Annotated in this window: 10 protein-coding genes; 2 read left to right on the plus strand and 8 right to left on the minus strand. The window is 66.7% G+C overall.

Annotated elements, in window-relative coordinates; translation table 11 throughout:
- The first annotated feature begins 8 nt into the window (after nt 1–8).
- The gene (locus FG13_RS03260; RefSeq protein WP_035818351.1) at nt 9–659 is read left to right on the plus strand and encodes a glutathione S-transferase family protein; all 651 of its coding nucleotides are present in this window, start codon (nt 9–11) and stop codon (nt 657–659) included.
- Between the two features lie 24 nt (nt 660–683).
- Nucleotides 684–1,703: an LLM class oxidoreductase gene (locus tag FG13_RS03265; protein ID WP_235211829.1), complete on the plus strand. Its 1,020-nt coding sequence runs from the start codon at nt 684–686 to the stop codon at nt 1,701–1,703.
- Nucleotides 1,704–1,708: 5 nt separating this feature from the next.
- On the opposite strand, the gene FG13_RS03270 is transcribed toward FG13_RS03265, so the two are convergent.
- The 8 genes from FG13_RS03270 to FG13_RS03305 all read right to left on the minus strand — a co-directional run bounded on the left by FG13_RS03270 (nt 1,709) and on the right by FG13_RS03305 (nt 11,825).
- On the minus strand, nt 1,709–2,995 hold the full coding sequence (locus FG13_RS03270; protein ID WP_035818357.1) for a DUF445 domain-containing protein: 1,287 nt from the start codon (nt 2,993–2,995) through the stop codon (nt 1,709–1,711).
- Between the two features lie 77 nt (nt 2,996–3,072).
- Complete coding sequence (locus tag FG13_RS03275) at nt 3,073–4,470, minus strand: amino acid permease (RefSeq protein WP_081922399.1); 1,398 nt, start codon at nt 4,468–4,470, stop codon at nt 3,073–3,075.
- Between the two features lie 210 nt (nt 4,471–4,680).
- Nucleotides 4,681–6,468 (minus strand): MFS transporter, encoded by a 1,788-nt coding sequence (locus FG13_RS03280; protein ID WP_035818359.1) that lies wholly within the window; start codon nt 6,466–6,468, stop codon nt 4,681–4,683.
- A gap of 36 nt (nt 6,469–6,504) precedes the next feature.
- Nucleotides 6,505–7,599 (minus strand): N-acetylglucosamine-6-phosphate deacetylase, encoded by a 1,095-nt coding sequence (locus tag FG13_RS03285; protein WP_035818361.1) that lies wholly within the window; start codon nt 7,597–7,599, stop codon nt 6,505–6,507.
- A gap of 3 nt (nt 7,600–7,602) precedes the next feature.
- Nucleotides 7,603–8,370 (minus strand): DeoR family transcriptional regulator, encoded by a 768-nt coding sequence (locus tag FG13_RS03290; protein ID WP_034781637.1) that lies wholly within the window; start codon nt 8,368–8,370, stop codon nt 7,603–7,605.
- 35 nt (nt 8,371–8,405) lie between these two features.
- Nucleotides 8,406–9,749, minus strand: coding sequence for a D-tagatose-bisphosphate aldolase, class II, non-catalytic subunit (locus tag FG13_RS03295; protein WP_200880358.1), 1,344 nt, complete (start codon nt 9,747–9,749; stop codon nt 8,406–8,408).
- 5 nt (nt 9,750–9,754) lie between these two features.
- Nucleotides 9,755–10,702, minus strand: coding sequence for an ROK family protein (locus tag FG13_RS03300; RefSeq protein WP_035827041.1), 948 nt, complete (start codon nt 10,700–10,702; stop codon nt 9,755–9,757).
- Nucleotides 10,689–11,825 carry an SIS domain-containing protein gene (locus FG13_RS03305; RefSeq protein WP_035818363.1) on the minus strand — a complete coding sequence of 379 codons (1,137 nt, stop codon included), beginning with the start codon at nt 11,823–11,825 and terminating at the stop codon, nt 10,689–10,691. Before FG13_RS03305 ends, FG13_RS03300 begins: the two co-directional genes overlap by 14 nt.
- Nucleotides 11,826–11,852 lie beyond the last annotated feature (27 nt).

Raw genomic sequence — 11,852 nt, forward strand, 5'->3', positions numbered from 1 at the left:
GATACTCCATGCACAGCATCACATCCCCGGCCGGTTCGCTTGAACTCTACACCGACAGCTCGCCCAACGGTTTCAAAGCCACCATTGCGCTGGCCGAACTGGGTTTGCCCTACCAATTGCGCCACGTGCGCATCGATCAGGGCGAACACCGCTTGCCCGCTTTCCTGGCCCTCAATCCGCATGGACGCATTCCCGTGCTGGTCGACCACGACACGGGCGTCACCGTGTTCGAATCGGCCGCCATCCTGCTGTACCTGGCCGGGAAAACGGGGCGCTTGCTGCCGAAGGCGCCCGCGCAGCGCTGGGCCGCCATCACCTGGCTGCAATTTCACGCGGCCAGCATGGGACCGATGCTGGGCCAGCGCGTGCATTTCGAGATTGCCGAAGCGGGTGCGAATGCGGCCGCCACGGCGCACTTTCGCCGCTTGTGCGACGCCGCGCTGGCCAGCATGGATGGCCGCCTGGCGGATCACGCCTACCTGGGCGGCGACGACTATTCCATCGCCGACATCGCCAGCTTTGGCTGGCTGCATATCGCCGACCTGGTTGGCTTCAGGCTCGATGACTGGCCGCACGTGAGCGCCTGGTACGCCCGCGTGGCGGCACGTCCAGCCGTGCAGCTGGGTATCACCATTCCCGCGCCCGCGACGGGCGCCTGATTTTTATCAAGGAACAATATGAGCATGGACATCACGCAAGGCGCTTCATCGCAAGCCTTCACGCAGCACCGCGGCTACCGCCGCATGTTCGCGCCCGGCGCGCTCACTCTCGGCATTTATCTGCCGCTGCGCTTTTACCAGGGCGACATGCGGGCGCTGGCCGGCCAGGCCGAGCTGGTCGCCGCCATGGACAGGCAAGGCTTTGCCGCCGCCTGGGTGCGCGACATTCCCCTGTTCGACCCGCGCTTCGGCGATGCGGGCCAGCTGTTCGACCCGTGGACCTACCTCGCTTACCTGGCGGCGCGTACGGACTCGCTGGCCCTGGCCACGGGTAGCGCCATCTTTACCCTGCGCCACCCCATCGACCTGGCCAAGGCGGCCGCCAGCATCGACCAGCTGTCGGGAGGACGCCTGGTGCTGGGCACGGCGTCGGGCGACCGCGCCAGCGAATTTCCCGCGTATGGCGTGCCGTACGCCACGCGCGGCGAGCGCTATGCGCAGGCCGTGCAGCTGTTCCGCCAGTTGCTGCGCCCTGGTCCCGTGCATGTCAGCGGCCCGCTGGGCAGCATCGAGGGCCTGGAACTGCTGCCCAAGCCCGTGGCGGGCGCCATTCCCCTGGTCGTCACGAGTTCCTCGGGCCAGCCGCTTGAGTGGATAGGGCGCCATGCGGACGGCTGGCTGACGTATCCGGAAGCGACGGATACGCGGGAAGGGCCGCGCCGGCTGGCGGACAAGATCCGCGCCTGGCGCCGGTGCATCCCGGATGGCGGCTTCCGCCCCCACATGTGCAATGAGTGGCTGGACCTGGTGGACGACCCCGACTACCCGCGCACGCCGGTGCGCAGCGGCTATGTGCTGCGCACGGGGCGCAAGGGCTTGATCGATCTGCTCGGTGAATGGCGCGCGGCGGGCGTCAACCACGCGGCGCTGGGCATCCAGCATGGCCAGCGCCCGGCCGCGGAGGTGCTGCAGGAACTGGCGCAGGAAGTGCTGCCGCATTTTCCTTCGCATGCGGTGCCGGCCGGGGAACTTCTTCGCTGGTAGTGGCGCTAAAACGCCTGGCTGACTGAATAAATCAGCAAGCCGGCCAGGCCGCCCACGATGGTGCCGTTGATGCGGATGAATTGCAGGTCGCGCCCGATGGCCAGTTCGATGCGTTCGCTCATTTCGTCCTTGCTCCACAGGTCCAGGCGGGCGGCGATGAAGGCGCCCACCTCGCCCCGGTAGCGGCGCACCAGCGAACCGCTGCCGGCGACGATGGCGGTGTTCAGCCATTCCCGCGCAGCTTTATCCTCCTCCAGCACCTTGCCCGTGTTGCGCGCCACGTTGGCGATGGCTTGCGCCAGCAAGGGCTGGTCGGCGTGCAGGTCGGCCAGCAGACGCGTGCTGATGTTGGTCCAGACGTCGCCCAGCATGGCTTGCACTGTATCGCTGGCGATCAGTTGCAACTGGTAGCGGCGCACGGTTTCCTGCCACTGCGGGTCGGCCTTCAGGTGCAGGGCGCTGTCGGCGATCCAGCCGGCGATGCGCTGGCGCAGCGGGTGCTGCGGATCGACGCGCACGGTGAGGGCGAATTTTTGCAGCGAGGCGATCATGCGCGGTTCATACGCTTTCACGGCCTTTTTCACGAGTGCGTTCTCGATCTGGAAAGCGCCCAGCACGAAGTCGCCGATGGCCGCGTGATGCGCCTCGTCGTCGAGGTAGGCGGCGCTGCGGTCGAGCAGGAAGTCCAGCAGTTCCTGCGGCTTGCCGTCGGCGATCAGCGCATCGATGCAGTCGGCCGCCACGTCCGATACATTCAATTGTCCCAGGTAGTTGCTGGCTTGCTCGCGCAGCAATCGTCCCAGCTGCTCGTGGTTGGCCATCGCCAGCAGCTGTCTGGCGACGCTGGCGCTGGCCATGCCCAGCTGCCGCGCGTGCCCCTCGTCACCGAGCCAGGCACCCAGGCGCGCGGCGGGATCGGCCTGCGCGATGCGTTCGGCGATGCCTTGCTCGGTAATGAAATGGTTTTCCACGAAGGCGCCCAGGCTGCGGCCGATGTCCGCCTTGCTGTTCGGGATGATGGCCGTATGCCACAGGGGGATGCCCAGCGGGTGGCGGAACAGGGCGACGACGGCGAACCAGTCGGCGATCGCCCCCACCATGGCCGCTTCGGCGAATGCCTCCACATAGCCCCAGGCGGGATGGCCGTCCCGCTGCGAGCGGGCCACGGCGAAGACCAGCGCAGCCAGCAGCAGCAAGCCGACGGCCAGCCACTGCATGTTGCGCAGGCGCGCGCGCTTGAGCTGGTCAGTGCTCTGGTCCAGTTGTGCGATGAGGTCGGGGGAACGTTGCATGGATGGCGGCCTGCGGTGGTTGCGAGACCGCCATCTTAACTGCGGCAGCGACAGGATGTGTCGCTGCCGGGGACTTTTTACTGTTGCGGGTGCAGCAGCGAACGGCGGCGCGCGTAGCCGAAGTAGATGACCAGGCCGATCACCAGCCAGATGGAAAAGGCCAGCCAGGTGACCCAGCTGAGGAAGGTCATCAGGCCCACGCACAGGATCACGGCCAGCGCCGGCACGTAGGGCACGCCGGGGCAGCGGAAGGCGCGCGGCAGGTCCGGGCGCTTCTTGCGCAGCACCACCACGGCAATCGACACCATGGTGAAGGCGGCCAAAGTACCAATGTTGATCAGTTCGGCGAGGATGTTGAGCGGGATCACGGCGGCGATCAGGCCGAAGACGATGCCGACCAGCCAGGTGGCGAAGAACGGCGTGTGGAAGCGCGGGTGCACGGTCGACAGGCGCTTGGGCAGCAAGCCGTCGCGCGACATGGCAAAGATGATGCGCGTCTGGCCGAAAGCCATCACGAGGATCACGGTGGTCATGCCGAGGATGGCGCCCAGGTCGACGAAGCCGGCGATCCAGTTTTCGCCCGCATACTGCAGGGCCAGCGAGACGGGATGGTCGACGCCGAGGAATTTTTGGTACGGCACGATGCCCGTCATGATGGCCGAGACGACCACGTACAGCACGGCGCACACGGCCAGGGAACCGATGATGCCGATCGGCAGGTCGCGCGACGGTTTCTTGACTTCCTCGGCGGCCGAGGTGACGGCGTCAAAGCCGATGAAGGCGAAGAAGACGAGGGCGGCGGCGCTCAGCATGCCGTGGTAGCCGAACGGCATGTAGGGCTGCCAGTTGGCCGGCTGCACGTGGCGCGCGCCGAAGATGATGAACAGCAGCACCACGCCCACCTTGATGGCCACCATGATGTTGTTCAGGCGCGCCGATTCGCGCACGCCCCAGCCTAGCATGGCCGTCAGGGCCAGCATGATGACGAGGGCCGGCAGGTTGATGAAGGTGGTCACGCCGGGCAGCGCGCCCGGCGCGGCCGTCAGGGCCACGGGCAAGGCGATGCCAAAGCCCGACAGCAGCGACTGGAAGTAGCCGGACCAGCCGACGGAGACGGCGGCCGCGGCCAGGCCGTATTCGAGCAGCAAGTCCCAGCCTATCATCCAGGCGGCCAGCTCGCCCAGGGTGGCGTAGCTGTAGGTGTAGATGGAGCCGGCCACCGGCACGGTGGAGGCGAATTCCGCGTAGCACAGGGCGGCGAAGCAGCAGGCGACGGCCGCCACGACAAACGACAGCGACAGCGCGGGGCCGGCCGTCAGCGCGCCCGTGCCGGTCAGCACGAAAATGCCCGTGCCGACGATGGCGCCGATGCCCATGAGGACAAGGTCGAAGGGCCCCAGCACCTTGGCCAGGCCTCCTGGCTTCTTGCTGTGGGCGATCATGTCATCCAAATTCTTGGTTCTAAATAAGCTCACTGTGTCTCCTGGTGGTTTTTGTCATGGCGCCATTGCCGCCTCGTGAGTAGCACGACGCAGCCAGATTCTAGCCCACGCGCCCGTGATTCCTGAAGGAAAACCGTACGTTGCCGTGCGCGCCAGCCCTGTAAACTTGTCCAGCAGGCAAAAAAACAGCCCCGGATGTGGGCCGGGGCTGGAAAGGAGACTGCTACAGTTGGTTACTTTGACTTACTTGGCAAAGTGCGCTTCAATTTCCTCCAGCGTCTTGCCCTTGGTTTCCGGCAGCAGGAAGGCCGCCGCCAGGAAGTACAGCACGGTGCAGCCGGCGCCGAAGAAGAACAGGGTCGAATAGCCGTGCAAACCCACCGTTGGCAGAAAGATGGCGGCGATCACCGTCGAGACGAACTGGTTCACCAGCAGGGCGATGCTCATGCCGTTCGAGCGGATGCGCGTCGGCATCAGTTCGGACAGGGCCAGCCACACGCACACGCCCGGTCCCACGGCAAAGCTGGAAACGAACACGCAGATGGCAATCGCCACCAGCCAGCCGTGCGTGGACGAGGGCACGGGGCCCAGGCTGGCCTTCTCGATGCGCAGCGGCGCTTCGCGTCCGGCGGCCGGGTCGGCAAACGGATTGAGGTGCAGCTTGCGGAAGAACACGCCGATCACGCTGTCAGGCTGCACGGCGTCGTCGCGCGCGATGGTCACCTGGCGCAGCACGGGATCGTCGCTGCGCAGGCTTTTCACGTTCGTGAACGGGCCGTAGGCGTAGGCGATGGTCAGCTGCTGCGGCGTGCCGTCGGCCGCCGCGCCCAGGGCCGTCAAGGTGGCCGCATCGAGCTGCAGGGACAGGCCGTCCGCTTGCACCTGGGCGGCGATGGCGGGGCGCACGTCGGCCAGGTGGGCTTCGGCGCCGCGGAACAGCAGGCCGGCCGCCAGCAGCGAGACGACGATGCCGCCCGTGCCCAGCATCAGCAGGAACTTGCGGCCCTTGCGGTCCACCAGCAGTACGGCCACCACTGTCATCACGGCGTTCAGCACTTTCAGCAGCACGTCCGCCATGTTGGCCGAGGCGCCCGACAGGCCCGCCTGGTTCAGGATATTGACGACATAGGCAAGGATGGAATTGATGCCCGTGGCCTGCGTGCAGGCGAGGATCAAACAAGCGAGCAGGAAGGGCAGCACGTAGCGGCGGCTCAGCAGCGGATCTTTCGCCTTGCCGCTCGCCTTGGCCGTATTTTCCGGCGTATCTTGCATCTCGCGCAGCTCGATGTCGGCGGCGGCGGGCAGGCGCGTGCGCAGCAGCGACTGGCGCGCCAGCTCGATGCGGCCCCGTTGCGCCAGCCAGCGCGGCGACTCGGCCAGCAGCAGGGCGCCGACGGTAAACACGAGGCCCGGCGTCAAACAGACCCAGAAGATGCTGCGCCACGCGTGATCCTTGGCCGTGAAGATGGCGGCGATGCGGCCCGCTTCCGGCAACGCTTGCGCCGCCTGCGTGGCCGTTTCCACCGTCTGCGCCTGCAGCAGGCCGATCAGGGCGGCGGCCACCAGGCCGATGGTCAGCAGCAGCTGGAACAGGGCGGCACCGCGTCCGCGCTGTTGCGCGGGCAGGCATTCGGCCAGGTACAGGGGCACGACGACGCCGATCAAGCCGCCGCTGATGCCTTGCAGCAGGCGGCCCAGCAGCAGTGGCGTGTAGCCATCGGCCAGCGCGATCAGCGGGATGCTGGCGCTGAACAGGGCGCCGGCCAGGAACATCACCCAGCGCCGGCCGATGATATCGGCCAGGGCGCCGGCGAACAGCGACGACAGAACCGAACCCAATAGCACGGCGGCGACGATAAAGCTCAGCTGTTGGGCCGTCAGTTTCCAGGCCACCGAGGCCGTCGATTCCAGATAGGGCAGGGCGCCGGCGATGATGCCGATGTCTATGCCGTACAGCAATCCCCCCATGCCGGCAATAAATAGCAGGTAGCGCATGGCCCACACGGGGGCCTTGTGTGACGTGTCGTGCATGGTAACTCCGGGACGGGGTTGAGGTTGGGGGATGGTCTAGCGGGTGGAAAGATCGATGGCCGCGCCTTCGACGAAGACGGACACTGGCTGCAGTGCGGGATCGAGGACGACGATATCGGCCCAGGCGCCCGGCGCCAGGCGGCCCCGTTCGGACTCGCCCAGGTAGTCGGCCGGGTACAGCGACAAGCGGTTCGAGGCGTCGGCCAGGTCCAGGCCCAGGTCGACGAAATTGCGCAGGGCCTGGTCCATGGTCAGCACGCTGCCGGCCAGGGAACCCGTGGCCAGGCGCACGCAGCCCAGGCATTTGTAGACGCGCTGCGTGCCCAGGCCGTATTCGCCATCGGGCATGCCGGTGGCCGAGGTGGCGTCCGTCACGCCGTACAGGCGCGGAATGGCGCGCAAGGCCGCGCGCAGGGCGCCCTTGGCGACGTGCTGCAGGTCGGGGATGATTTCCGCGTATTCGGCATGTGCCAGCGCCGCGCCCACCATGCCCGGGTCGTAATGCGTCATGCCCGTCATGCCGTTGTACAGGTGGGTAAAACCGGACACGCCGGCGTTCAGCGCGGCCACGCCTTCGTCATACGTACCGGCGCTGTGGCCGATCTGCACGCGGATGCCCATCGCCGCCAGTTGCGGGATCAGTTCCAGGTGGCCGGGGATTTCCGGCGCCATGGTCAAGACCTTGATGGGGGCGATGGCGTGGAAGCGCTGCACCAGCGCCAGGCTGGCCTGCACCACATCGGGCGGCTGCGCGCCCAGGCGGTGCAAATTCAAAAACGGGCCTTCCAGGTGCACGCCCAGCATGCGCGCGCCGTTGGCGGGGCGCTCGGCGATGACGCCGGCCAGGCCTTGCAGGGCGCGCAGGATCGACGGCTCTTTCGCCGTCAGCGTGGTGCCCAGCAGGGCCGTGGTGCCATGGCGCGCATGCACTTGCGCCACGGTGGCGCCCGCGTTTCCGCCTTCCATGATGTCGACGCCGGCCGCGCCATGCACGTGCAGGTCGATGAAGCCGGGCAGGATGGTCAGCGCGCTGTCGGCGGCAGGGTCTTCTTGTATCTGGACGATGCGCTGGTCAAAGGTAATGGTGCCCGTGATCCAGCCAGATGGGGTAAGGATTCTGCCGCTCAGCATGTGTTATTCCGCTATAAAAAGTTCGATGCCCAGCTTTTGCAGCCCTTCGCGGTACTCCTGGCTGATGCTGGCATCGGTGATGACGGTATCGACCCGGTCCAGCTGCACGATGCGGTGCAGGCTGACGCGGCCGAACTTCGAGGCGTCCGTGAGGACGATGATTTTCTTGGCCCGTTCCACCATCTTGTGGTTCAGGCTTGCTTCCGCTTCGTGGTGGGTGGTGACGCCAAACTGCAGGTCGAAGCCGTCCACGCCCAGAAACAGCTTGTCGAAGCTGTACGCCTGCAAACAGGTTTCGGCCTGGCTGCCCTGGATCGACAGCGACTGCTTGCGCAGCAGGCCGCCCGTCAGGATCAGGTCCACGCCGGGCGCGTCGGCCAGTTCCCACGCGATGTTCAGGCCATTCGTCGCCACCGTCACGCCTGTGGCGTCGCGCAAATGGCGCGCCAGCGAGATGGTGGTGGTGCCCGAGTCGATGATGATGTTGTCGCCCGGTTCCACCAGCCGCGCCGCATAGGCGCCGATGCGCTCCTTCTGCTCGTGGTTGATGGCGTCCTTCTGGCGTATCGTGTGTTCAGGCGGGGGCGTGCGCGTGAGGGTCGCGCCGCCATGGCTGCGCGTGGCCATGCCTTGCGCTTCCAGCGCATTCAAGTCGCTGCGGATGGTGACCGCGGACACGCCGAGCTTTTCCACCAGATCGGTCACCTGCACCGAGCCCTGCTGGGCAAGCATTTGGAGGATGGATTCACGGCGTTGGCTGGTATTTCGCATGGTGGCGGGCTCAGTAAAAAATGAAAATACCGAGCTTAACAGATTGCCGCTTCGGCAATGACGGGGACTGCCGCATTGCGGTTGCAGGCACGCGCATATTGCGCCAGCAAGCTGCCGATCTTGTGCTCGATCAAGGCCGGCGCCTGCGCTGGCAGGCTGCCCTGCACCACGGCCAGGTACTGCTCCGGCAAATGCTGGCTCAACAGCGGCAGCGGAATGGCCACCGTGTCCAGGTTGGCCAGCAGCTTGGCGACGGCGGCCGCCACTTCCGGCTCGCCCCAGTAATAGCGGCAACGGTCGCTCAAGCCGTAGCGGCGCATCAATCGCTGCTCGTCCGGCGTGCCCAGGTAATGCTTGATCCAGTTCTTCGGCTTGGCCACCATCACGTCGTCGAGCACCTGCATCAGTTGCGAGGTGGCGTGCGCCGGCAGCAGTTCTTCCTCGATCTGGCACAGGGCGAACAGCGCCTCGCGCAGGGCAAAGGTGGCGGCCGGGCCCACTTTCAGGATGGCGAAATGGTCGCGCACCATGGCGTGCAGCGCCGTTTCGCGCTGGTAGTCGGTGGAATGGGCTTCGAACACGAGGCCAGGCTGCTCGGCGACAAAGGCCGACAGCTCGGTGGCGGCATCCGCGTCGTAATGCTGGATGCTGCTCTGGTCGAAATCGACACCCGGCTGCACCACCATGGCGATGACACGGCGCCAGGCGCCATGCAATTCCTTGTCGAGGAAGGCGCGGCGGTGCACGTCGAGCGTACGGCGCGCCGCCTGCGGACTGGTGACGGCGCCGGCCTGCGCCAGCGACGCTTCGCCGCCGGGAATCGGTACTTCCGTGCCGATCACGTAGACGGGCGGCGCGAAGCCGGCGGCCGCCGCCGCTTCTTCGGCTACGATGCACAGGCGCGCCGAACGGGCGGCCACGGTTTCATCGTCGAGTTGCAAGGGATCGTCGGCACAGCGCATGCTGCAATCGAGGTGGATTTTATGGAAGCCGGCGGCCGCATACGCGGCGATCAGGGTTTCGGCGTGGTCCATGGCGGTGGCCGCATCGAGGTGCTGCCAGGCGTTCGGGCCCAGATGGTCGCCGCCCAGCACCAGGCGGCTGGCGGGGAAGCCCTGTTCGCGGGCCAGTGCCAGCATGGTGTCGCGGAAAACGGCCGGGGTCATGCCCGTGTAGCCGCCGAACTGGTCGACCTGGTTCGACGTCGCTTCGACCAGCAGCACCGTGTCGTACTCGCTGGCCACGCGCATGGCGGCGCGCAGCACGCTCGGGTGGCTGCAGCAGACGGCGTACAAGCCCACGCGCTCGCCGCGGCGGTGCGCCTTGATCACTTGCTGGATCGGGGACAGGGTAAAAGTCGGGTTTTCCGCTTGCTTCATCATGGTTACGCCTTCGTATGTTGTCGTATCAAAAGGGCCGCGCCGCGCGCGCCGCCGGCATCGCCAAAGCGGGGTGGCAGTATCGGCGGCACGTGCACGCCGGGGAACAAATGGCGCTTGACGGCGGCCGGCAGCTTGTCGTACAGGTGCGGCAGCTTGGACAGGCCGCCGCCGAGCACGATCACGTGCGGGTCGTAGACCAGCACCAGGCCGGCCAGCGCGTGGCCCAGCACGTCGAGGTGCACGGCCACCGTACGCTGGGCCACGGCGTCGCCCATGTTGGCGCGCGCCACGATCGCCAGAGGCTCCGCGCCGTCGCCGCCAAAGTGGGCGTGGATTTTGCGCATGGCGGGGCCGGAGACATAGCGTTCCAGGCAGCCCGCCTTGCCGCACGGGCAGGCGTAATCGGCCAGGCCATGCTGCGCCAGCAGGGTGGCGGGCAGGCTCCAGTGGCCCCATTCGCCGGCCACGCCGTTGAAACCGCGCAGCAGCTGGCCACCCACGCAATAGCCGCCGCCAGCGCCCGTGCCGAGAATGGCGCCGAACATGCTGGCGGCATTGTCGGCCGCGCCGCCTTGCGCTTCCGACAGGGCGAAACACTGGCAATCGTTGCCGATGGCGACAGGACGCTGCAAGGCCTGCTGCAGGGTTTGCGCCACCAGGCGGCCATTCAGGGCCGGCACGTTGGAACTGAGCTGTCGGCCGCTGGCGCTGTCGATCACGCCGGGCAAGCCGATGCCGACGGGCGCCGTCGTGCCCAGTGCCAGGTCGCCGCGCGCCACCAGGTCGACGATGGCTTGCACGAAAGCGGCAAAATCGTCGCCCGGCGTGGCCACCCGTTCGCGGAACACCTCGGTCAGCGCGCCATCGCGGTCGGCAAAGGCGACCAGTTCCATCTTGCTGCCGCCGATGTCGATGCCGTGGTAGCCGGCGGTGGGATTAGAATTGGTCATGGCCATAGATGATGACGCCCTGCACGACACGGTTGACGATGCCGCCGGCGAATGGATTGTCGGGGCGCAGTTGCAGCAGCGCGGACTGGTACAGCGCATATTGCTGCGCCATCAGCAGCCACAATGGGGCCAGCCAGGCGTCGGGCCAGGCCGGCGCATCGGCAGATAAGTCACCGCCGATACCGACGGTCAGGCACGTCTGCGCCACGCTGTCGCGCTGCAGTTCTTTCAGCAAGTCGTCTTCGTACTGGCGCGCCAGCGGCTTGCTGCTGCGCAGCAGGATCACCAGCGATTCCGTGGTGACGGCCGATTTCGGGCCGTGACGGAAGCCCAGCGGTGTATTGGCCATCGCCATCACGCGGCCGCCCGTCAATTCCAGGATCTTTAATGCCGCTTCCTTGGCCAGCGCTTCCAGCGGGCCGCTGCCCAGGTATACCACGCGCTGCACGGGTGTCGAACCGAGGTCCGCCACGGGCGCCGACCAGTCGCGCAAGGCTTGCTCGCCCAGCTGCGCCAAGGTCTCAAGGCGCGTCAAATCGACGTCCTTGCCCAGTACCGACAGGGCGGCCAGCAGCATGCTGCTAAAACTGCTGGTCATGGCGAAGCCGCGGTCGCAGCTGCCTTCCGGCATCAGCAGGTTATAGGTATTGCTGTCGTTCGCGCCCTGGCGCGCCAGCTTGCCGTCCGCGTTGCAGGTGATGTTCAGGAAGCGTGCGCCGGGCACGACCTGGCGCAGCAGTTCCACGGCCGCCAGGCTTTCCGGGCTGTCGCCGCTGCGGGCAAACGAGACGAGCAGGGTGGGCGCGTCCGCTTCCAGGTACAGCTCGTGGTGCGTCAGCAAGGTTGTGGTGGCGATGGCGCGGATCTGCGCGGGCCAGGCCGCATTCAGGGTATCGACGACGATTTCACCCACGTAGGCCGAGCTGCCGGCGCCCGTCAGAATGACGCGTTGTTGTGGATTCGACAGCGCGTCGCCGAGGAAGGCGGCCAGTGCCGCTTGCTCCTTGCGCAAAATGCCGGCCAGCGCGCGCCAGATGGCTGGCTGGTGGGCGATTTCCTCGGCCGTGTGCAGGCCGCCGATGTCGCGCCAGGTTTGAATGTCACGCTGAAGAAGGGTAGTCATGAGAGCTCAGTAAAGTGTTTGTTGGAG

This window comes from Janthinobacterium sp. RA13 (assembly GCF_000745325.1).
In the GTDB taxonomy this organism is placed as follows: domain Bacteria; phylum Pseudomonadota; class Gammaproteobacteria; order Burkholderiales; family Burkholderiaceae_D; genus Janthinobacterium; species Janthinobacterium rivuli.